Genomic DNA, 21,290 nt, shown 5'->3' with positions numbered 1-21,290 from the left:
CTGCTTTCGCAGGGACGACGTGGGGCAAGACTGTTGAATCAGAACCTATCCGGCGGGCGTCAGGATCGCCCGCTGCGCCGCATGCCAGCTCTCTTCGTCGGGCGCGCACAACAAGCCGCCGGTCAGATTGACCGGCCTGTAGGGTGATCCGTCGAAATGTGCGCTGTAGCCGCCGGACTCGCGATGCAACAGCCAGCCGGCGGCATGATCCCACGGCATCAGCTTGTTGTAGAACAGCAGGTGGCAATGGCCTGACGCCGCCATGCGATACTCGTGCGCTGCGCATCGGAGCCAGGCGCTGGCGCCGAGCTTGGACAGATTGCCGGCAACGATTGCGCGCAGCGGCTCGGGCAGGAAGTTGACGCCGACCACCGCGTCCATCTGCTTGACCGGCACCGCCGGCGCCACCTTCAAATCATGCCGCCTGCCGTCCGGCAGCTCGAGCCACGCGCCCTCGCCGCGCAGCGCGAATGCAGTATCGTTGCTGACGGGATCATGGATCGCGCCGAACACGGCCTCGCCGCGCATCGTGGCGGCCACCACGCTGCCGAACAGCGGCAGGCTGGAGGTGAAGTTCCGGGTGCCGTCGATCGGATCGATGATGAAGGCAAGCTCCGCAGTTCCGACCTGATCGAGCGCGGCCGGGTCACGCGCCGTGCCCTCCTCGCCGATTACGGCAGCATTCGGAAATGCCCGCAGCAGCGCCGCCGATATCGCCTGCTCGGCGAGTTCATCAGCTTCGGTGACGACGTCGAACGCCGATGTCTTGGTGCGGACCTCGATCTCCCGCACGCGGCGAAAGCGCGGCATGATCTCGGTGCGGCCGACCTCGGCGAGGATGTTTCCGATGGTCAGCGCATCGGCATGGGACAGTTTCACGCGGCATTCTCCTGCGTTGCGTCAGTATCCTGTCGTGGAATCATGACTGCGCGGCAGTCACCGGCGTTGGTTGTAGACATCGATACAGACGGCGCCAAGCAGGACGAGACCCTTGATCACCTGCTGATAATCGATGCCGATACCGAGGATCGACATGCCGTTGTTCATCACACCCATGATCATGGCACCGACTACAGCGCCACCGACCCGGCCGACGCCGCCATAGGCCGACGCGCCGCCGATGAAGCAGGCGGCGATCACGTCGAGTTCGAAGCCGAGGCCGGCCTTCGGCGTCGCGGTGTTGAGCCGGGCTGCGAACACCAGCCCGGCGAGCGCGGCGAGCACGCCCATGTTGACGAAAGTGAGAAAGGTCAGCCGCTCGGTCTTGACCCCCGACAGTTTCGCCGCCTTGGCGTTGCCGCCGACCGCATAGATATGCCGGCCGACCACGGTCCTCCGCGTGACGAAGCCATAGAGCGCGATCAAGGCCGTCATGATCACGAGCACGTTCGGCAGACCCCGATGCGAGGCGATCAGGTATGTGAAGTAGAGCACGGCCCCCGCCAGCGCGACGCTCTTGACGATGAAGAATGCATAAGGCTCGACCTCGATGCCGTGCGCCTGCTCGCGCGCCCGGCTCTTGGCGCTCGCCAGCACCAGCACGAACGCCAGCACGACGCCGATCAGGAGCGACGTCGGGTAAAGCGTGCCTGCACTGGGGAACAGTTCGGGAATGAAGCCCGACGACAGCTTCTGGAAGGTCGACGGGAACGGCCCGAGCGACTGCCCTTGCAGCACCGCGAGCGCAAGCCCCTTGAACACCAGCATACCCGCCAGCGTCACGATGAAGGACGGGATCTTGAAATAGGCGACCCAGTAACCCTGGGCTGCGCCGATCGCGCCGCCGAGCAGGAGGCAGGCGATGAATGCGATGGGATAGCCGACATGGTAGCGCACCATCAGCACCGCCGCGACCGCGCCGACGAAGCCCGCGACCGAGCCGACCGAAAGATCGATATGCCCGGTGACGATCACCAGCAGCATGCCGAGCGCCATGATGACGATGTAGCTGTTCTGCAGCACGAGATTGGTGAGGTTGAGCGGCTGCAACAGCGTGCCGTCGGTGACGATCTCGAAGAACAGCATGATCGCGAGCAGCGACAGCAGCATGCCGTAGTTGCGCAGATTGTTCTTGATGAAGCCGGAATGCCTGGGAGATTCGGGAAGTGACACCGTCTTGTCGGTCATCGCGCCTCTCCTCCGGCACGTGCCACGCCGTCATCGGCGCGGCTTCCGGACATTCTGACATTGCGCATGATGGCGCGCATGATCTTCTCCTGGGTCGCATCGTCCTTGTCGAACTCGCCGACGAAGGCGCCGTCATTCATCACGCAGATCCGGTCGCAGATGCCGAGCAGCTCGGGCATCTCCGACGAGATCACGACGACGCCCCTGCCCGCCTCGGCGAGCTCGTTGATGATGGAATAGATCTCGTACTTTGCCCCGACGTCGATCCCGCGCGTCGGCTCGTCCAGAAGCAGCACCTTCGGATCGGTCATCAGCCATTTCGACAGCACGACCTTCTGCTGGTTGCCGCCCGAGAGGTCACCGGTTGCCTGGTAGACGTCGGAGCAGCGGATCCGCATCCGGGTGCGATAGTCGCTCGCGGCCCTCAGCTCGACGACATCGTCGATCACGCCGCGCTCCGACACCTTGCGGAGGCTCGCCACCGTCACGTTCTTGCGGACGTCGGCGGCAAGGATCAGCCCGAGCTGTTTGCGGTCTTCGGTGACATAGGCAAGTCCGGCAGCGATCGCCGCCGGCACGCTGGAGAGATCGGCCTCGTGTCCCTCGAGGCGGACCTTGCCGGAGACGTTGGTGCCCCAGGCGCGGCCGAACAGGCTCATGGCGAACTCAGTGCGACCGGCGCCCATCAGGCCGGCGATGCCGACCACCTCGCCGCGGCGCAGCTTGAAGTCGACGTTCTTGATCACCTGCCGCTCTGGATGCAGCGGATGATACACCGACCAGTTCTCCACACTCATCACGGGTTCGCCGATCTCGGCGCTTCGCTTCGGAAAGCGATGCGCGAGATCGCGGTCGACCATGCTTCGGATGATGCGGTCTTCCTCGATCCGCTCGGTGCGGCAGTCGATGCTGTCGACGGTGCGGCCGTCGCGCAGCACCGTGATGCGGTCGGCAACCCGCGCGACCTCGTTCAGCTTGTGCGAGATCAGGATCGAGGCGATGCCCTGCTCGCGGAAGGCCAGGAGCCGTTCGAGCAAGGCAGCGCTGTCCGCCTCGTTCAGACTTGCGGTCGGCTCGTCGAGGATCAAAAGGCGCACCCGCTTGGACAGCGCCTTGGCGATCTCAACCAGCTGCTGCTTGCCGACGCCGAGGTCGGTGATCAGCGTATCCGGAGACTCCCGCAAGCCGACCTGCGCCAGCAGCTCGGCAGTCCGCCGATGCACCGCGTGGCGGTCGATGACGCCGAAGCGCGACGGCGGATGCGACAGAAAGATGTTCTCGGCAATCGACATCAGCGGGATCAGCGCCAGTTCCTGATGGATGATGATGATCCCGAGCGCCTCGCTGTCATTGATGTCGCGGAACCGCCGTTCCTCGCCGTCGAATACGATCGACCCGTCATAGCTGCCGGCGGGGTAGACCCCGCTCAGCACCTTCATCAAGGTCGACTTGCCGGCACCGTTCTCCCCGACCAAGGCATGGATCTGCCCTGCCTCGACAGTGAAGCTGACGTCGCGCAGCGCCTGCACGCCGGCAAAGCTCTTGCGGACGCCGCGCATCTCAAGCATTGCCGTCATCGGATCATGTCCTGCAGCGTCGATCGGCCCCGGCACGGTGCGCCGCCGCTCCCCCGGCGATCCGGCCTAGAGCCCCGTTCCGATCAAATCGGAACGGGGCTCCAGATTCATGTTCTGACGCGTTTTCCTCGCGCGAACCGGTACCCACTTCGCTCGAAAACGCTCTAGTCGAATTGCGAGCGCTTATAGTAGCCGCTGTCAATCAGGACTTTCTCCCAATTGGTCTTGTCCACCACGACCGGCTTGAGCAGATAGGACGGAACCACCTTGACCCCGTTGTTGTAGGTCTTGGTGTCGTTGACGCTGACCTCCTTCTTGCTCAGCACGGCATCGACCATGTCGGCCGTGACCTTGGCGAGATCGCGGGTGTCCTTGAAGATGGTCGAATATTGCTCGCCGCGCAGCATCGCCTTGACCGAAGGCACTTCCGCATCCTGCCCGCTGATGAACGGCATCGGCTGGTCCTTGCTGCCATAGCCGACGCTCTTCAGCGAGGAGATGATGCCGATCGAGAGGCCGTCATACGGCGACAGCACCGCATCGACGCGCTTCTTGCCGTAGAAGGCGCTCAGCAGATTGTCCATCCGCGCCTGCGCGGTCGCGCCGTCCCAGCGCAGGGTTGCGACCTTGTTCATGCCGGTCTGGCCGCTGGCAACCACGAGCTTGCCGCTGTCGATATATGGCTTCAACACCGACATCGCGCCGTCGTAGAAGAAATAGGCGTTGTTGTCGTCGGGCGAGCCGCCGAACAGCTCGATGTTGAAGGGACCCTTGCCGTCCTTCAGCCCCAGTGCATTCACGATCGAGCTCGCCTGCAGCACGCCGACCTGGAAATTGTCGAACGTCGCGTAATAGTCGACGTTGGGGGTGTCGCGGATCAAGCGATCATAGGCGATCACCGTGATGCCCTGGGCCTTGGCCTGCTTCAGGGCATCGGACAGCGTGGTGCCGTCGATGGCCGCGATGACCAGCACCTTGGCACCCTTGGTCACCATGTTCTCGACCTGGGAGAGCTGGTTCGGAATGTCGTCTTCGGCATATTGCAGATCGGTGCCGTAGCCGCGCTCCTTCAGCACCTTGACCATGTTGTTGCCGTCGTCGATCCAGCGCGCCGAGGATTTGGTCGGCATCGCGATGCCGATGGTCGGCTTGCTCTGGGCCAGCGCATCCGATGCGGCCGCGGAGAGACCTGTTAACGCCAGCGCAAACAAGGCGGTCTTCAATCTGAACATGCTTCGCTCCCTCGATTTTTTTTGAGTTGGATTACCGTTGTCGTGGACAGCGTCAATCGACCGCTATCATTCGTAGGCTGGCCGCCGATCTATGGCGATGTCGGATTTGCGCCGGGACCGCCACCAACCGAAATTGCGGGATGTCGATTGAACCCGTCAACAGCGCCAATGCTCGCTCCGCACGATCAGCCACGTCGATCAGCCAAGTCGATCCTGCCATGCCGGGTTCGCCTGCGAGTCACGTCGTGGGACGGATGAGGTGGAGGACCATGAGGCGCCTGTCTCCCGGAATCGTTGGCGAGCGCCAGCGTCCGCCAGAGCGCGTCTGGTGGTACGGCACGTGCCTCCGGCAACTTTTGGTGGATGGCGCCCCCATGGATACAAGCACCGACGACCATTTATTTCACCATCCGAATAAATCCATCGGAAAGCGGAGGATCATGGGGTGCAAACTCCCGGAATTGGCTGGCAGGCCCACCTTCAACTAGGTGGCGCTGCTGCTTCTGGCAACCTTCGGTGGGATTGTGCCCTTACCCTGCTAGGGACGCAAGGGCCATTTATTTCACTATGCGAATAAATTGATCTGGACTGTCGCTTGGCGGCGGCAGCGGCCTTCAGGCGTCGAGGTCAGAGAGATCATCGACGACAAGCAGCGCCTCGGCAAAATCGTCATCGCTGAAATAGGTGCTGCGGGTGATGACCACGGGAATGCCGGCCTGTGCCGCGGCGACGAGGCCGTTGCCGGAATCCTCGACCGCGATGCAATCCACCGGCCCGAGCCCGAGCCGCGCCAGCACCTCGACATAGACATCCGGCGCCGGCTTCTTGCGTGGCACGTCGTCGCCGGCGACGATCGCCTCGAACAGATCGACCCAGTCCACCCCAAGCGCAACCGAGAGCAGCGCCTCGATATTGCCATGCGAGGTCGTCGTGGCAATCGCCAGGCGCTGGCCACGGCGGCGCGCGCCGGCAAGCCAGGCCCGGACGCCCGGCCGCAACGGGCAACCGCCTCCCGCGATCAGCGCTGCGTAACGCCCGGTCTTGATCCGGTGCAAGTCGGCGATCTCGGCGAATGTCAGCGAGGGAACCGCGTTGCGCTGGTCGAAGGCGCGGATGCGCTCCTTGCCCCCGGCAGTTCGAAGCAGCCGCGCGTAGGTGACCTGATCCCAGAACCAATCGAGCCCTGCTTCGGCAAACGCCTCATTGAAGGCGCGGCGATGCACTTCCTCGGTCTCGGCCAGCGTGCCGTCGACATCGAAGATCAAGGCGCGCGCGCTTGCGATGATGCCGCGTATCCCGGCGGACCGGATCATCGCGAGCGCCTGGTTCATCGTCCCTCGCCCGCCCCTTTCGCGAACACGCGGCTGGCCAGCACGTCGCCGGCCTCGATCGACATCACGTCGTCGGCGGTCAGCGTGCGGTCGAGCTTCGCCACGATCCGGTTGGCCTGGCGCAGCCGGATGCGGTCCAGCGCGTTGCGGATCGAGCGTGCATTGGAGAAAAGCGGCTGTTCCTTGCGGATGCCGATGTACCGGGTGAAGGCCTCGCGCGCCTCCGGAGAGAAACGATAATTCTGCTGCTGCAACATCAGCTCGGCGATCCAAAGCAGCTCGCCGTCCGAATAGTCCGGGAAGTCGATGTGGTGCGCGATGCGCGACCGGAAACCCGGATTGCTCTGGAAGAATTTCTCCATGCGGTCGCCATAGCCCGCCAGGATCACCACCAGATCCTCGCGCTGCGCTTCCATGATCTGCAGCAGGATCTCGATCGCCTCCTGCCCGTAGTCGCGCTCGTTCTCGGGACGATAGAGATAATAGGCCTCGTCGATGAACAGCACGCCGCCCATCGCCTTCTTCAAGATTTCTTTCGTCTTCGGCGCGGTGTGGCCGATATATTGCCCGACGAGATCATCGCGCGTGACGCTGATGACGTGGCCGCGGCGCACGAAACCGAGCTTGTGCAGGATGCCTGCCATCCTGAGGGCAACCGTGGTCTTGCCAGTGCCGGGATTGCCGGTGAACGACATATGCAAGGTCGGGAATGTCGTCGCCAGCGCCATCTTTTGCCTGATGCGTTCGACCAGCAGGAGCGATGCGATCTCACGGATACGGGTCTTCACCGGCTTGAGGCCGATCAGTTCGGAATCGAGCTGGTCGAGCACGTCACCGATGCCGAGGTCGGCGAATTCATGCCGGAGGTCGATGGTCTGGAGCGGGGTCTCGCTGATCTGTTCTTGCGCTTGCGTCATTATCCTCTCGCTTTCAGAAAAGCTCCGTCGCCGCTGCGGCGACGACGGAGAAGTGCATCCGGACCAGACGGTCGAGGGAGCAACCCGCCTGGCTTGTCAACCGGACGCGGTCACTGATCTGCGTAACGCTCGCCCTCGGGGCGATCCGCCGCATAGGAATGCGTCGCGTAACGAAGGTTGCGTCCGGCAGCCTCCGAGCGGTCGAGCCGGAAGCCCGGCTCCTCGCGCGGCCGGTTGACGATGAAGGAGATGCGAACCGACTCCCAGCCGTGACCGGAATCAAAGCCGGAGATCCGGATGTAGCGGTCGCCATAGACCCGCCGGCAATCGGCGAGCTCCTTCATGATCCCGGCCGCATCGCGCAGGTCGAACATCGGCAGGCCCCACATGTCCCAATAGGTGTTGCGGGGATGCGGATCGTCGGTGAACTCGATGTTCACCGCCCAACCCTTGTCGAGACAGTATTGCACCTGCGCAGCGATCTGCTCATCGGTGAGATCGGGCAGGAAAGAGAAGCAGCCTTGGGTCACGCGCATGAGAAACTCCTGTCAGACCGCCATGCTCGGCGTGGGAACGAAATCGGGGGCGTCCGTCGATTCGTAGTTGAAGGTGACGTCCTTCCAGACATCGAGCGCCTCGCGCAGCGGCGTGCAGGTCTGCGCCGCCTTGGCCAGGATCTCCGGCCCCTCGTGGACGTAGTCGCGTCCCTCGTTGCGGGCGAGGATCATGGCTTCCAGCGCGACGCGGTTCGCGGTGGCGCCGGCCTGGATGCCGCGGGGGTGGCCGATGGTGCCGCCGCCGAACTGCAGCACGACATCCTCGCCGAGCAAATCGAGCAGCTGATGCATCTGACCGGCATGAATGCCGCCGGAGGCCACCGGCATCAGCTTGTTGAGGCTCGCCCAGTTCTGGTCGAAGAACACACCGTGCTCGAGCTGCATCGGATTGAAGTCCTCGCGGCAGATATCGTAATAGCCCCGCGTGGTATTCGGATCACCCTCGAGCTTGCCGACAACAGTGCCGGCATGGATGTGATCGACGCCGGCGAGCCGCATCCATTTCGCGATCAGGCGGAACGAGACGCCATGGCTGCGCTGCCTGGTGTAGGTCGAGTGACCGGCCCGATGCAGATGCAGGATCATGTCGTTCTTGCGCGCCCACTTCGCCATCGACTGGATCGCGGTGTAGCCGATCACGAGGTCGATCATGACGATGTTGGAGCCGAGCTCATGAGCGAACTCGGCGCGCTCGTACATGTCCTCCATGGTCGCCGCGGTGACGTTGAGATAGGTGCCCTTGATCTCCCCGGTCGCGGCCTGTGCACGGTTGACCGCTTCCATGCAGTACAGGAAGCGCTCGCGCCAGTGCATGAAGGGCTGCGAGTTGATGTTCTCGTCGTCCTTGGTGAAGTCGAGCCCGCCCTTCAGCGCTTCATAGACGACACGGCCGTAGTTGCGGCCGGACAGACCGAGCTTCGGCTTCACGGTGGCGCCGAGCAAAGGACGGCCGAACTTGTCGAGCCGCTCGCGCTCCACCACGATGCCGGTTGCCGGGCCCTGGAACGTCTTCACATAGGCGACCGGCAGCCGCATGTCCTCGAGCCGCAATGCCTTCAACGGCTTGAAACCGAACACATTGCCGATGATCGACGCGGTCAGGTTCGAGATCGAGCCCGGCTCGAACAAATCGAGGTCGTAGGCGATATAGGCGAAGTAGCTGCCCGGCGAGTTCGGCACCGGATCGACGCGATAGCACTTCGCCCGGTATTTCTCCGCGGCGGTCAGCCGATCGGTCCACACCACGGTCCAGGTCGCGGTCGAGGATTCACCGGCCACCGCAGCGCAGGCCTCGGTCGGATCGACGCCGTCCTGCGGCGTGACGCGGAACAGCGCGATGACGTCGGTGTCCTTGGGCTCGTAATTCGGCTCCCAATAGCCCATCCGCTTGTATTCCATCACGCCGGACTTGTAGCGATCCTTGCCACGCACGGTCATCGATTGCTGAATGTTCATCTGAATCTCCTGTCTTTCGCTGGCCATTGCTCAGGCGGCCTGGGTCATCTTTCCAATCTGCGGGTCGAGCGCGCCGGCGCGATAGCGACGGGCCATTTCAGGCAGTGCCACGACCTTGATTTTGGCGGCATTACCGGCCGTGCCGAACTGCTCGAAGCGGTCGCGGCAGAGTTCGCGCAGCGCATCCATCGCCGGCTTGAGGAATTTGCGCGGATCGAACTCGCTCTTCGACTGCGTCGCGACCTTGCGGAAGGCTGCGGCCATCGCCAGCCGGCAATCGGTGTCGATATTGACCTTGCGCACGCCATGCTTGATGCCGCGGACGATCTCCTCGACCGGCACACCCCAGGTCTGCGGCATCTCGCCGCCGTACTGGTTGAACATGTCCTGCAGCGGCTGCGGCACCGAAGACGAGCCGTGCATCACCAGATGCGTGTTCGGCAGGCGCGCATGGATCTCCTCGACCACGCGCATCGCCAGGATCTCACCGTCGGGCTTGCGCGTGAACTTGTAGGCGCCATGCGAGGTGCCCATCGCGATCGCGAGCGCATCGACCTTGGTCGCGCGAACGAAATCGACAGCCTGGTCGGGATCGGTGAGCAGCTGATCGTGGCTCACTGTGCCTTCGACGCCGTGACCGTCCTCCTGCTCGCCGCCGCCATGCTCGAGTGAGCCCAGCACGCCGAGCTCGCCTTCGACCGACGCGCCGACCCAGTGTGCCATGTCGGCCACCCGGCGGGTGATATCGACGTTGTCGTCATAGTCGGCCGCGGTCTTGGCGTCGGCCTTCAGCGAGCCGTCCATCATCACGGAGGTGAAGCCGTAGCGGATCGCGGTGGCGCAGGTCGCCTCCTCGTTGCCGTGATCGAGATGCAGGCAGAGCGGGATCTGCGGATACATCTCCTCCAGCGCATCGATCATCTTCGCCAGCATGATGTCGTTGGCGTAGGACCGCGCGCCGCGCGAAGCCTGGATGATGACCGGCGCATCGCAGGCGGCCGCCGCCTCCATGATGGCGAGGCCCTGCTCCATGTTGTTGATGTTGAAGGCCGGCACGCCGTAGCCGCGTTCGGCGGCGTGGTCCAGCAATTGCCTCAGTGTGATCCGCGCCATCGTGGCGTCCTCCTTTCAATTCGCTCGTTGAATGAGCTGTTTTGCGCTGGCGGCGACCGCCGCTGGCGTGATGCCGAATTCGCGGTAGAGCACGTCGGCCGGCGCCGAGGCGCCGAAGCCGGTCATGCCCACGAACGCACCGTCGTCGCCGAGCCAACGCGCCCAGTCGCCTTCGACTGCGGCTTCCACGCCGACGCGCGGGGCGCTGCCCAGCACCTTCGTGCGATAATCGCGCGGCTGCTGGCGGAAGAGGTCGAAGCACGGGGCCGAGACGACCGCGGCCTGTACCCCGTCTTCCGCCAGCTGCTTTGCGGCTTCGAGCGCGATCGCCACCTCCGAACCCGTTGCAATCAGGGTGACGTCACGCGCGAAGGCCGGCTCGACGAGAACGTAGGCGCCGAGCGCAACCTGGTTGTCCTTGATATCGGTGCGGACCGTCGGCAGCGCCTGCCGCGACAGGCAGAGGATCGACGGCGCGGTCTCCGCCTTCAGCGCGCAGTCCCAGGCCTCCGCCGTCTCGACCGCATCGGCCGGGCGGAACACCAAGACGTTCGGGATCGCGCGCAGCGCGGCCAGATGCTCGACCGGCTGATGCGTCGGCCCGTCCTCGCCGAGCCCGATCGAGTCATGCGTCATGACATGGATGACGCGGATCCCCATCAGCGCCGCGAGACGGATCGCCGGCCGGCTGTAATCGGCGAAGCTGAGGAAGGTGCCGCCATAGGGAATGAACCCGCCATGCAGCGCGATGCCGTTCATCGCCGCGGCCATGCCGTGCTCGCGGATGCCGTAGTGGATATAGCTGCCGTCGAGCGTTTCCGGCCGCACCGAAACCTGCGACTTCGCCAGCGTCAGGTTGGAGTGCGTGAGGTCGGCCGAGCCGCCCTGCAGATTCGGCAACGCCTCCGCGATCACGTCGATGACCTGCTGCGAGGCCTGTCGCGTCGCGAGCTTCGGCCGCTCGGTTGCAAAGCGCTCAACGAGCGTCGCCATCGCCTTGGTATAGGCGCAGGGCAGTCTCCGGTTCAGCGCATCGTGGAACGGTGACCGTTCGCCCTTGTCTGCCTTGCAGGCGGCACGCGAACGCTCGATCCACGCCCGCCGCGCGTCGCGGCCACGGCCGCCGAGCTCGCGCCATTCGGCCAGAACCACATCGGGGATCTCGAACGCCGGATACGGCCAGCGCAGCGCGCTGCGGGTCTTCGCCACCTCATCGGCACCGAGCGGCGCGCCATGCGCCTTCTCGCTGCCCTGCCGGTTCGGCGCACCGAACCCGATCACCGTGCGGCAGGCAATCAGCGACGGACGATCGCTTGACCGTGCCTGCCTGATCGCCGCGGAGATTGCCTGCGGATCGTGGCCGTCGATGCGGCAGACGTTCCAGCCGCTGGCCGCAAACCGCGCGGTCTGGTCGTCCGAACAGGACAACGAGGTCGCGCCGTCGATCGAGATGCGATTGTCGTCGAACAGCACGATCAAGCGGTTCAGCCGCAAATGGCCTGCGAGCGAGATCGCCTCATGGCTGAGGCCCTCCATCAGGCAACCATCGCCGGCGATCACATAGGTGTAGTGGTCGACGAGGTCGTCGCCGAAACGGGCGTTCATCAAGCGCTCGGCCAGCGCCATGCCGACCGCGGTCGCAATGCCCTGCCCGAGCGGCCCGGTGGTGGTCTCGACTCCCGGGGTATGGCCATATTCGGGATGGCCCGGGGTCTGCGAGCCCCACTGCCTGAACGCCTTGAGCTGATCGAGCGTCATGCTCTCGTAACCGGTGAGATAAAGCAGCGCATAGAGCAGCATCGAGCCGTGGCCGGCCGACAGGACGAAGCGGTCGCGGTCGGGCCAGGCCGGATCCGCCGGATCAAATTTCAGGAAGTCGGTGAACAGCACGGTGGCGACATCGGCCATGCCCATCGGCATGCCGGGATGGCCGGATTTCGCCTGCTCCACCGCGTCGATGGCGAGGAAGCGGATGGCGTTGGCCATCTCGTTGTGTGCGACGTCAGGGCGGCTGGCAACGGACGCAAGTGCGGTCGTCATATCGTTCGCCTCTTTCGTTCGATCAGTTGCAGGATCAGCGGGGTCAGGATCAGCTGCATCGCGAGGTCGAGCTTGGCGCCGTGCACCACGATCGAGTTGGCGCGCGACATGAAGCTGTTCGGGATCATCGAGAGCAGATAGGGAAAATCGATGCCGCGCGGGTTCTTCAAGCGGATCACGACCATCGATTCATCGGGCGTCGGGATCCAGCGCGCGATAAATGGATTCGACGTGTCGACGGTCGGCACACGCTGGAAGTTGATGTCGGTCTCGGTGAATTGCGGGCAGATGTAATTCACATAGTCCGGCATGCGGCGCAGGATGGTGTCGGTCACAGCCTCGGTGGAATAGCCGCGATGGCTGCGATCGCGATGCAGCTTCTGGATCCATTCGAGATTGATGACCGGCACGACGCCGATCTTGAGGTCGGCGTGCTGCGCGACATTCACCTTGTCCGTGACCACGGCGCCATGCAGGCCCTCGTAGAACAGCAGGTCGGAATTCTCCGGCAGCGCTTCCCAGGCGGTGAAGGTGCCGGGCTTGGCGCCGTAAAGCCGCGATTCCTCCTCGTCGTGCACATAGTGCCGCGTCGTTCCGGTGCCGGTCTCGGCATAGTCGCTGAACAGCTTTTCCAGTTCCTCGAACAGATTGGTCTCGGGGCTGAAATGGCTGAAGTGCTTGTTGCCGCGCTCGGCCTTCTCCGACATCATGCTGCGCATCTCGGCGCGGTCGTAGCGGTGGAAGGCGTCGCCCTCGATGTAGGCCGCAACCACGTTCTCGCGGCGGAAGATGTTCTCGAACGTCTTCTTCACCGAGGTGGTGCCGGCGCCGGACGAGCCGGTGATCGAGATGATGGGATGTCGACGAGACATGCGTTCCCCCTCAGCGGAACAGGCCGCGCCGCGCGAACAGCGGGGCATCGCTGCTCTCGAACAACGGCTCGACGGTCAGGTGGATCGCATCGACGTCGCGCACGGCGCGCGCCGATCCCATGATGAGCGGCACCCGCTGATGCGGCGTACGTGCCGATAGTTCGAGGATGCGCGCCCGGCCACTCGACGCGGCGCCGCCCGCCCATTCCATGATCAGTGCGATCGGATGCGCCTCGTACAACAGGCGCAACCGGCCTTCGCGGTAACCCTGGCGCGCATCCGCCGGATACAGGAACACGCCGCCCCGCATCAGGATTCGGTAGGCTTCCGCCACCAGCGAACCGATCCAGCGCATGTTGTAGTCCTGCCCGAGCTCGCCATTCACCCCGGCAAGGCAGTCGTCGATGTAGTTGCGCACCGGGCTGCTCCAATGCCGCCGGTTCGAGGCATTGATGGCGAACTCCGACGCGCCCTGCGGCACCCGCAGGTCACGCGCAGTCAGGACGAACTCGCCGGTTCGCGGGTCGAGCGTGAAACAGTCGACGCACTGGTCGAGCGCCAGCACAAGCACGGTCTGCGGACCGTAGATGAAGCAGCCGGCGGCACATTGCGCCGTGCCGGGCTCGAAGAAGGTCGAGATGACGTCGTTGCCCTTCGGCCGGATCGAGAAGATCGTGCCGATCGAGATATTGTTTTCGAGATTGGCGGAGCCATCGAGCGGATCGATCGCGACACAGAGCGGCGCGTCGGGATCGAGCGTCTCGGGCAGCTCGACCTCCTCGGACAAAACCGCAGCGACCGGCGCGGCCCGCAGCGCGTCGCGCATCAGGCGGTCGGCGACGATGTCGATGGTCTTCTGACGATCACCGTCGGGATTGACGCCGCCGCTCTCGCCGCCGATGCCGGCGAGCGGCCCGACGGCAATGATGCGCGACAGCTCGATCGCGGCACCGGCAAGCGCTTCGATCACCACAACGGTCGCGGCACGCAACGGGTTGTGCTGCGTCGGCCACTCCAGATGGGCATGTAATGCAGGACGAATCTCCACCGGCCTCTCCCTATGATCGCGCCCTCTGTCCCGAGGCTTCGAGAGGCGACCTCAGGGGAGTCGCCTTCGCCGTATCAACGCGCGAATTGCCCAATTAGGGAAATTTTATTATCTTTGGTCCGGGCAAAGTATTTCTTATGGAGCTTGTCATGGCCGGCAACTTCTCGCGGGATCTCACCATCCGCCAACTGCGCGCATTGTCGACCTTGCACGAGGCCGGCTCGATCACGTCCGCGGCCAACCGCTTGAACCTGACGCAGCCGGCGGTGACACTGCAGCTTCGCAACCTCCAGGCGCTCGCGGGTTTGCCGCTGATTCAGCGCACCGGTGATGGCATGGCGCTGACGGATGCCGGCGCGCATGTGCTGACGCTGGTCGAGCGGATCGAAGCCGCGTTGAAGGATTGCGAGCAATCGCTCGACATGATCGCCGGCCGCAGCGGCGGCCGCGTCGCGATGGGCGCGGTCTCTACCGCGAAATACTTCGTGCCGTTCGCGATCGCGGCGTTCTCGCGCCGCTTCCCCAAGATCGAGGTCACGCTGCGAATCGGCAACCGCGAGGAGATCCGCGACGCGTTGCGCGGCTACGATCTCGACATCGCCGTGATGGGCCGGCCGCCGGCCGATGTCGAGGTCGAGATGAAGCCGCTCGGCCGGCATCCGCACTTCATCATCGCCGCCCCCGATCATCGACTGGCGCGGCGCCGGCACGTCGCCCCGTCGGAGCTCGCCAATGAAACCTTCATCACCCGCGAGCAAGGGTCAGGCACGCGGATGCTGATGCAGCAATATTTCGAGCGGGTCGGGCTCGAGCCGAAGCTCGGCATGGCGATGGACAGCAACGAGACCATCAAGCAGGCGGTCATGGCCGGGCTCGGCATCGCCTTCATCTCCCAGCATACGGTGTTCCATGAGCTGGAGGATGGCCGCCTGGTGGTGCTCAAGGTGAAGGGCCTGCCGATCGTCCGGCAGTGGCACGCGATCCGGCGCATCGACAAGATCCTGCTGCCGCCCGCGCAGGCGATGCTGGAATTCCTGGGCAAGGAGGGCTGGCGGTACCTGCCGAATTCGCACTAGTGCCAAGCCATCGACGGATCGAGAAAATCGAGCTGGTGCCGTGTGTTAACCATTGAAGTTCCGGCGAACGCATGTCACATCTTGAGTGCGGTCAGTGGCGGACCGTATCCCTGCGAGGGAGGATGCACTGCAAAACCAGTCCCCGCCGATGCCTGACTTCAAGGCGTTATTCGAGGCGGCGCCCGGCCTTTATCTGGTGCTGACCCAGCCCGACTTCCATATCGTAGCAGCAAGCGACGCCTATCTGCGCGCCACCAGGACCGAGCGCGCGGCGGTCCTCGGGCGCAACCTGTTCGAGATCTTTCCCGACAATCCGGACGATCCTGCCGCCGACGGCGTGCGGAACCTGCGCGCCTCACTCGAGCGCGTGGTCCAGTTCCGCCGCCCCGACACCATGTCTGTGCAGAAATACGATATCCGCAAGCCCGAGTCGGAGGGCGGTGGATTCGAGGAGCGCTACTGGAGCCCGCGCAATACGCCGGTGTTCGGGCCGACCGGACAGTTCATCTACATCATCCATCGGGTGGAAGACGTCACCAGCTTCATTCAGCTGAGGCAGCGCGGCGCCGAGCAGGCTGAGCTGACCGACCGGCTGCGCGAGCGCACCGAGCAGATGGAGGCTGAAATCTTCATGCGCGCCCGCGAGGTCGAAGCCGCGCGCGAACAGCTCGAAACCGAACAGAAGCTGCGCCAGGTGCAGAAGATGGAGGCGGTCGGGCACCTCTCCGGCGGCATTGCCCACGACTTCAACAATATCCTGACCGTCATCACCGGCCTGATCGACATTCTCGCAGAGGCCGTCGAACATGATGCCGCGCTATCGTCTGTCGCCAAGATGATCACCGACGCCGCATTTCGCGGTGCCGAAGTGACCAAGCACCTGCTGGCCTTCTCGCGGCTGCAGCCACTGCAACCGCGTGAAGCCAATCTCAACACGCTGGTGCAGGACACCGCGCGGTTGCTGCGCCCCTCGCTCGGCGAGCAGATCGAAATCGATACCGCGCTCGAACCCGACGCCTGGACGGCCTTCATCGACCCCAATCACATGGCGACCGCGCTGCTCAATCTCGCCGTCAATGCCCGCGATGCGATGCCCGATGGCGGCAAGCTGATGCTGGAGACGAGCAACGTCATCCTCGACGAGGTTTATGCCGCCGCCAACCCGGATGTGCGGGCGGGTGAATACGTGATGGTCGCCGTCAGCGACACCGGAGACGGAATCCCCTCGGCAATTCGCGACAAGGTGTTCGAACCGTTCTTCACCACCAAGGACACCGGCAAGGGCACCGGCCTTGGGCTCAGCATGGTCTACGGCTTCATCAAGCAGTCCGACGGGCATCTCAAGATCTATTCCGAAGAAGGTCACGGCACATCGATCAAGCTCTATCTGCCGCGCAGCACGGGCGACATGGTCGACGTCGAACCGCCCGCCCCAGTCGACACGCGTGGCGGCAACGAAACGATCCTTGTCGTCGAGGACGATCCGCTGGTCCGCAATTACGTCAGCGCCCAGCTCGAACAGCTCGGCTACCACACGATGGTCACCGCCAACGGCCCGGAAGCACTGGCTGCGATCGACAAGGGGTTCGTCTGCGACGTGCTGTTCACCGACGTCATCATGTCCGGCGGCATGAATGGCCGGCAGGTGGCCGATGCCGTGATCGCCAAGCTGCCCTCGGTGCGCGTGCTCTTCACGTCGGGCTACACCGAGGACGCGATCTTCCACCACGGCCGTCTCGACCCCGATGTCACGCTGCTGCCGAAACCCTACCGCAAATCCGATCTCGCCCGAATGATCCGGCAAGTGCTGGCGCAGTCTCCCGCAGCGGCGGTAGCAGCCAAGTAAAGCGGCTCACCTAGGGTCCAAAGCTCGAGCGGCTCTGGATCTTCCAGGCGCCGTCGAGCAGGCTCAGCACATAGAGGGAATCGTAGACCCCGATGATCGATCCGTCCTCGCGATAGCGCGTGTAGCGGACGGCGTAGTGGGCTTTGGCCGGCGAGGACTGGACCAGCCTGGTCTCATTCCAGGCGCTGTGGTGCCAGCCGTCCTGCTTGCGCAGCCGCTCGAACAGGTCCATCGGATTGCTGCCGCTCTGCTGGTAGACGGTGACCACGCCGCCGGCGATCCGCACATGCGGGAAATGCATCAGCGCATCCACGGCTGACGCGTCATACCGATTGAGCGCCGCCATCCAGCGCGTCAGCACATCCTGGCATTTGACCTCGTCGTCGTGCGAAATTTTCGCCTCGACGGTGTAGGTCGCGGCCGCCTCCGGCATCACGCGTCTCCGCCCTGCATTTTGATCTGGTCGGCCGGCGCAGCGCATCCCGACAGGAACAGCGCCGCACAGGCCTTGGCGCGCGCTTCGATCTCGCTGCGCGTCAGCACCGGCTTGTGCCCGAACATCACGTCGCGCTGCGGCTTGAACACGAACATGCCGAGCAGCATGCCTGCGGCCGCCTCAGTATCATCAAGCACGATCCGCCCTCGCCGCTGCTGCACGCCCAGCCAACTCGCCAGCGCCGCGATGGTCCGCCGCATGGCCTTCTCGTAGAAGGTCTCGGCAATGTCGGGAAATTTGTCGCTCTCCGCTAGGATGATCCGTTGCAGCGCGATCACCTCGGCATCGAGAATGAGCTCGGCGCAAGTCTGCAAGGCGATCTCCAGCGCCGCCGCAACATTGCGACCGTCGCAGGCGCCGAGATTCACGATGGACACGAACCGGTCCACCCTGTCGGTCACCATGCCTTCGAACAGCGCCAGCTTGGTCGGGATCAAACGATAGAGCGTCTTGGTGGAGACGCCGGCCCGGCAGGCCACGTCGGCGATGCTTGCCGCCGCGAAGCCGCGCTCGGAGAACTCGCGCCGCGCCGCCTCATAGATCAGCGCACGCGTCTCATCGTCGGAACGAAGCTGCGGCCGCCCGCGACCGCGCCGCTCCGGCACGCTTTGCTCAGTCTGGACTTTGTCGTTCCGGTTCATCCGCGAGCCATGCTTTTAGATGATGACTGTCATTCTATTGACAGTCCCAATATGGGCTCTATTTTGGAAAACATCAAGTTTCCTAATTTATCCCGTGACCGGATGCCGAGATTAGCAAGGTTTTCCAACGGGATAGAGCAGATCAGGAGCGCCTGCCATGAGCCAGCATGAGACATCATTCAAAGCCGAAAGCCAGGTTCCGGCCGAGACCGCCAAGCAATTGATCGCAAATCCGGAAGCCGCCAAGCCGGCTGCCGCCAAGGGCAAGCTTCGACGCCTGCTGCTGACCGGGGCTGCGCTCGCGCTGCTCGCGGGCGGCGCCTGGTACGGCTGGGATTACTGGACGGTCGGCCGTTTTCAGGTCTCGACCGACGACGCCTATGTGAAGGCCGACAACACCACCATCGCGCCCAAGGTCTCCGGCTATCTCAGCGCGGTGCTGGTGGGCGACAACGAGCATGTGCGTGCCGGCCAGATGCTGGCGCGGATCGACGATCGCGATTTCAAGGTCGCGCTGGATCAATCCAAGGCCGACGTCGCCGCCGCTGAAGCTGCGATCACCAGCAAGCGCGCGCAGCTCGACGTGCAGCACTCGGTGATCGAAGCGGCGCGCGCAACGCTCGCCGTGGATACCGCGAACCAGACCTTCGCCGAGCAGGAGAACAAGCGCTACACCGACCTCGCCGGCACCGGCTACGGCAGCGTGCAGAACGCGCAGCAGGCGCAGTCTCGCTACGCCAGCGCACAGGCCGCCATCGCCCGCGACACCGCAAACCTTGCCTCCGCAGAGCGCCAGGTGGAACTGCTCAAGGCTGACATCGCCCAGGCCGTCGCGGCGCAGGCACGGGCGACCGCGCTCCAGCATCAGGCCGAGCTCAATCTCGGCTACACCACCATCATCGCCCCGATCGACGGTGTGGTCGGCAACCGCACCCTGCGCACCGGCCAGTTCGTCCAGGCCGGCACGCAATTGATGTCGCTGGTGCCGGCCACCGGCGCCTATGTGATCGCGAACTACAAGGAGACGCAGCTCACCAATGTTCGCAAGGGCCAGCCGGTCGAGATCGAGGTCGACATGTTCCCCGGTCAGGTCGTGCGCGGCCATGTCGACAGCCTGGCGCCGGCAAGCGGCCAGGAGTTCGCGCTGCTGCCGCCGGATAACGCCACCGGCAACTTCACCAAGGTGGTGCAGCGCATCCCGGTAAAGATCGTGCTCGACGCGACCAATGTCGACCTGCGGCCGGGCATGTCGGTGATCCCCTCCATCGCGACGCTGTCGCGTCCGACTGAGGAAGCTCCGCACGCAAAAGCCACGCCGAAACTCGCTGTCGCCTCATTCAAATAGGTGATGTCATGTCCGACCTCGCGCTCTCCTCCGCCGCCGCGCCCCGCGCCGCCGTAGATCCCAATCGCGCCAGTGTGACCGTCTGGATCTCGATCCTGGCGGCCATGATCGGCGCCTTCATGGCGATCCTCAACATCCAGATCACCAACGCCTCGCTGCTCAACATCGAGGGCGGCATCGGAACCGGTGTCGACAACGGCTCCTGGATCTCGACGTCCTATCTGATCGGCGAGATCGTGGTGATCCCGCTCACCGACTATCTCAGCCGGGTGTTCTCGTTCCGCAAGATCATCATCAGCTTCGCCACGCTGTTCGCGGCCTTCTCGGTCGCCTGTGCCTTCACCCACGATCTGCCGTCGATGATCGCGATGCGCGGCCTGCAGGGCTTCTTCGGCGGCGTCCTGATCCCGATGGCCTTCACGCTCGTTTTCACCAAGCTGCCGAAGCCGCAGCAGCCGATCGGGTTGGCGATGTTCGCGCTCGCGGTGACCTTCGCGCCGGCGATCGGCCCGACCATCGGCGGCTACCTGACCGAAAATTACGGCTGGCAGACCATCTTCTTCGTCAACGTGATCCCGACCGCTGTCATGGTCGCCACCCTCTCTTTCACTCTGGAGCGCCAGCCGATGCAGCTGCATCTGCTGCGCGAGGGTGACTGGCTCGGTATCATCACGATGGCGATTGGTTTGTCGTCGCTGCAGGCGGTGCTGGAGGAAGGCAACAAGGACGACTGGTTCGGCTCGCCCTTCATCGTCAAGCTCGCGGTGATAGCCGCGGTCAGCCTGACCCTGTTCATCTGGATCGAGCTGGTCGTCGAGAAGCCGCTGCTGCGGCTGCGGCTGCTGACCCAGCGCAGCTTCGGTTTCGGCACCATCTCGGCAGTGTTCGTCGGCTTTGCGCTGTTCGGCTCGGTCTATCTGCTGCCCGCCTATCTCGGCCAGGTGCAGCGCTACAATGCCGAGCAGATCGGCCAGGTGCTGGCCTGGACCGGCCTGCCGCAGCTGATCCTGATCCCGTTGGTGCCGAAGCTGATGCAGCGCTTCGATGCCCGCCTGATCGCCTTCACCGGCATGGCGCTGTTCGCGGTCTCCTCCTTCATGAACATCCAGATGTCGCTCGACTATTCAGGCGACCAGTTCTTCTATCCGAACATCGTTCGCGCTGTCGGCCAGGCGATTACGCTGGCGCCGCTGTCCGCCATCAGCCTCGGCAGCGTCGCGCCGCAGGATGCTCCGGCGGCCTCCGGCATCTCCAACATGATGCGCAACCTCGGCGGCGCGATCGGCACCGCGCTGCTCTCGACCATCGTCACCAAGCGCGAACAGTTCCACTCCAACATCATCGGCCAGTCCGTTCATCTCGGCCGCGACGAGGTACGGACCCGGATCGCCGAGGTCACCAACTACTTCCTCAGCCACGGCATCTCGGACCCCGCCACCGCACACAACCAAGCGATCGTGGCGATCGGCAACATCGTGAAGCGTCAGGCGCTGGTGCTTGGCTTCAGTGACGCCTTCGCGGTGATCGGCGTCGTGCTGGTGCTCGCTGCGATCGCGATCGTTCTGACCGGCAAGCCGAAGAGCGCGGCGGGCGGCGCCGGCGCGCATTGAACTCGAG

18 protein-coding genes are annotated in these 21,290 nt (G+C 64.2%); 4 read left to right on the top strand and 14 right to left on the bottom strand.

Going from position 1 to position 21,290, the window contains the following annotated elements:
- Window positions 1-45: 45 nt before the first annotated feature.
- The 12 genes from H8A95_RS02760 to H8A95_RS02705 form a co-directional block, all read right to left on the bottom strand.
- Window positions 46-879 carry an inositol monophosphatase family protein gene (locus H8A95_RS02760; RefSeq protein WP_229181683.1) on the bottom strand — a complete coding sequence of 278 codons (834 nt, stop codon included), beginning with the start codon at window positions 877-879 and terminating at the stop codon, window positions 46-48.
- 57 nt (window positions 880-936) lie between these two features.
- The gene (mmsB, locus tag H8A95_RS02755) at window positions 937-2,127 is read right to left on the bottom strand and encodes a multiple monosaccharide ABC transporter permease (RefSeq protein ID WP_229181682.1); all 1,191 of its coding nucleotides are present in this window, start codon (window positions 2,125-2,127) and stop codon (window positions 937-939) included.
- Complete coding sequence (gene mmsA / locus H8A95_RS02750; RefSeq protein WP_229181681.1) at window positions 2,124-3,704, bottom strand: multiple monosaccharide ABC transporter ATP-binding protein; 1,581 nt, start codon at window positions 3,702-3,704, stop codon at window positions 2,124-2,126. The genes mmsB and mmsA overlap by 4 nt, the downstream gene beginning before the upstream one ends.
- Window positions 3,705-3,868: 164 nt before the next feature.
- A complete protein-coding gene (gene chvE / locus H8A95_RS02745) occupies window positions 3,869-4,936 on the bottom strand; it encodes a multiple monosaccharide ABC transporter substrate-binding protein (protein WP_274617364.1) in 1,068 nt (355 codons plus the stop codon).
- 614 nt (window positions 4,937-5,550) lie between these two features.
- On the bottom strand, window positions 5,551-6,267 hold the full coding sequence (locus H8A95_RS02740) for an HAD family hydrolase (RefSeq protein ID WP_229181680.1): 717 nt from the start codon (window positions 6,265-6,267) through the stop codon (window positions 5,551-5,553).
- Window positions 6,264-7,184 (bottom strand): CbbX protein, encoded by a 921-nt coding sequence (gene cbbX / locus H8A95_RS02735; protein ID WP_229181679.1) that lies wholly within the window; start codon window positions 7,182-7,184, stop codon window positions 6,264-6,266. Before cbbX ends, H8A95_RS02740 begins: the two co-directional genes overlap by 4 nt.
- Before the next feature lie 110 nt (window positions 7,185-7,294).
- Window positions 7,295-7,720 carry a ribulose bisphosphate carboxylase small subunit gene (locus H8A95_RS02730; RefSeq protein WP_163152619.1) on the bottom strand — a complete coding sequence of 142 codons (426 nt, stop codon included), beginning with the start codon at window positions 7,718-7,720 and terminating at the stop codon, window positions 7,295-7,297.
- 12 nt (window positions 7,721-7,732) lie between these two features.
- Entirely contained in the window at window positions 7,733-9,196 is a 1,464-nt protein-coding gene (locus H8A95_RS02725) for a form I ribulose bisphosphate carboxylase large subunit (RefSeq protein WP_229181678.1), read from the bottom strand.
- A gap of 30 nt (window positions 9,197-9,226) precedes the next feature.
- Entirely contained in the window at window positions 9,227-10,309 is a 1,083-nt protein-coding gene (gene fba / locus H8A95_RS02720) for a class II fructose-bisphosphate aldolase (RefSeq protein ID WP_229181677.1), read from the bottom strand.
- A 15-nt stretch (window positions 10,310-10,324) separates the two neighbouring features.
- A complete protein-coding gene (tkt, locus tag H8A95_RS02715) occupies window positions 10,325-12,349 on the bottom strand; it encodes a transketolase (protein WP_229181676.1) in 2,025 nt (674 codons plus the stop codon).
- A complete protein-coding gene (locus H8A95_RS02710) occupies window positions 12,346-13,221 on the bottom strand; it encodes a phosphoribulokinase (RefSeq protein WP_163152611.1) in 876 nt (291 codons plus the stop codon). Before H8A95_RS02710 ends, tkt begins: the two co-directional genes overlap by 4 nt.
- Before the next feature lie 10 nt (window positions 13,222-13,231).
- Window positions 13,232-14,263: a class 1 fructose-bisphosphatase gene (locus H8A95_RS02705; protein ID WP_420839319.1), complete on the bottom strand. Its 1,032-nt coding sequence runs from the start codon at window positions 14,261-14,263 to the stop codon at window positions 13,232-13,234.
- Window positions 14,264-14,418: 155 nt separating this feature from the next.
- On the opposite strand from H8A95_RS02705, the gene H8A95_RS02700 reads away from it, so the two are divergent.
- Complete coding sequence (locus H8A95_RS02700; RefSeq protein WP_229181675.1) at window positions 14,419-15,345, top strand: LysR family transcriptional regulator; 927 nt, start codon at window positions 14,419-14,421, stop codon at window positions 15,343-15,345.
- A 94-nt stretch (window positions 15,346-15,439) separates the two neighbouring features.
- Window positions 15,440-17,191 (top strand): ATP-binding protein, encoded by a 1,752-nt coding sequence (locus H8A95_RS02695; RefSeq protein ID WP_420839317.1) that lies wholly within the window; start codon window positions 15,440-15,442, stop codon window positions 17,189-17,191.
- Window positions 17,192-17,201: 10 nt separating this feature from the next.
- Here the strand turns inward: H8A95_RS02695 and H8A95_RS02690 are convergent, their stop codons facing one another.
- Window positions 17,202-17,624: a hypothetical protein gene (locus H8A95_RS02690; protein ID WP_229181674.1), complete on the bottom strand. Its 423-nt coding sequence runs from the start codon at window positions 17,622-17,624 to the stop codon at window positions 17,202-17,204.
- Entirely contained in the window at window positions 17,624-18,328 is a 705-nt protein-coding gene (locus H8A95_RS02685) for a TetR/AcrR family transcriptional regulator (protein ID WP_229181673.1), read from the bottom strand. Before H8A95_RS02685 ends, H8A95_RS02690 begins: the two co-directional genes overlap by 1 nt.
- A 157-nt stretch (window positions 18,329-18,485) precedes the next feature.
- On the opposite strand from H8A95_RS02685, the gene H8A95_RS02680 reads away from it, so the two are divergent.
- Together H8A95_RS02680 and H8A95_RS02675 are read left to right on the top strand one after the other, a co-directional pair.
- The gene (locus H8A95_RS02680; protein WP_229181672.1) at window positions 18,486-19,673 is read left to right on the top strand and encodes an HlyD family secretion protein; all 1,188 of its coding nucleotides are present in this window, start codon (window positions 18,486-18,488) and stop codon (window positions 19,671-19,673) included.
- Between the two features lie 8 nt (window positions 19,674-19,681).
- Window positions 19,682-21,283, top strand: coding sequence for an MDR family MFS transporter (locus tag H8A95_RS02675; protein ID WP_229181671.1), 1,602 nt, complete (start codon window positions 19,682-19,684; stop codon window positions 21,281-21,283).
- Window positions 21,284-21,290 lie beyond the last annotated feature (7 nt).

The sequence above is a fragment of the Bradyrhizobium oropedii genome (genome assembly GCF_020889685.1).
GTDB lineage: Bacteria > Pseudomonadota > Alphaproteobacteria > Rhizobiales > Xanthobacteraceae > Bradyrhizobium > Bradyrhizobium oropedii.
The sequence above is the reverse complement of the archived record's forward strand: the minus strand, read 5'-3'. Positions and strand labels throughout refer to the sequence as shown.

Bases quoted from the DNA above. Each gene is read 5' to 3' on its own strand.
- mmsB (WP_229181682.1), bottom strand. From the start codon at position 2,127: ATGACCGACAAGACGGTGTCACTTCCCGAATCTCCCAGGCATTCCGGC.
- mmsA (WP_229181681.1), bottom strand. From the start codon at position 3,704: ATGACGGCAATGCTTGAGATGCGCGGCGTCCGCAAGAGCTTTGCCGGC.
- chvE (WP_274617364.1), bottom strand. From the start codon at position 4,936: ATGTTCAGATTGAAGACCGCCTTGTTTGCGCTGGCGTTAACAGGTCTC.
- H8A95_RS02740 (WP_229181680.1), bottom strand. From the start codon at position 6,267: ATGAACCAGGCGCTCGCGATGATCCGGTCCGCCGGGATACGCGGCATC.
- cbbX (WP_229181679.1), bottom strand. From the start codon at position 7,184: ATGACGCAAGCGCAAGAACAGATCAGCGAGACCCCGCTCCAGACCATC.
- H8A95_RS02730 (WP_163152619.1), bottom strand. From the start codon at position 7,720: ATGCGCGTGACCCAAGGCTGCTTCTCTTTCCTGCCCGATCTCACCGAT.
- H8A95_RS02725 (WP_229181678.1), bottom strand. From the start codon at position 9,196: ATGAACATTCAGCAATCGATGACCGTGCGTGGCAAGGATCGCTACAAG.
- fba (WP_229181677.1), bottom strand. From the start codon at position 10,309: ATGGCGCGGATCACACTGAGGCAATTGCTGGACCACGCCGCCGAACGC.
- tkt (WP_229181676.1), bottom strand. From the start codon at position 12,349: ATGACGACCGCACTTGCGTCCGTTGCCAGCCGCCCTGACGTCGCACAC.
- H8A95_RS02710 (WP_163152611.1), bottom strand. From the start codon at position 13,221: ATGTCTCGTCGACATCCCATCATCTCGATCACCGGCTCGTCCGGCGCC.
- H8A95_RS02700 (WP_229181675.1), top strand. From the start codon at position 14,419: ATGGCCGGCAACTTCTCGCGGGATCTCACCATCCGCCAACTGCGCGCA.
- H8A95_RS02690 (WP_229181674.1), bottom strand. From the start codon at position 17,624: ATGCCGGAGGCGGCCGCGACCTACACCGTCGAGGCGAAAATTTCGCAC.
- H8A95_RS02685 (WP_229181673.1), bottom strand. From the start codon at position 18,328: ATGAACCGGAACGACAAAGTCCAGACTGAGCAAAGCGTGCCGGAGCGG.
- H8A95_RS02680 (WP_229181672.1), top strand. From the start codon at position 18,486: ATGAGCCAGCATGAGACATCATTCAAAGCCGAAAGCCAGGTTCCGGCC.
- H8A95_RS02675 (WP_229181671.1), top strand. From the start codon at position 19,682: ATGTCCGACCTCGCGCTCTCCTCCGCCGCCGCGCCCCGCGCCGCCGTA.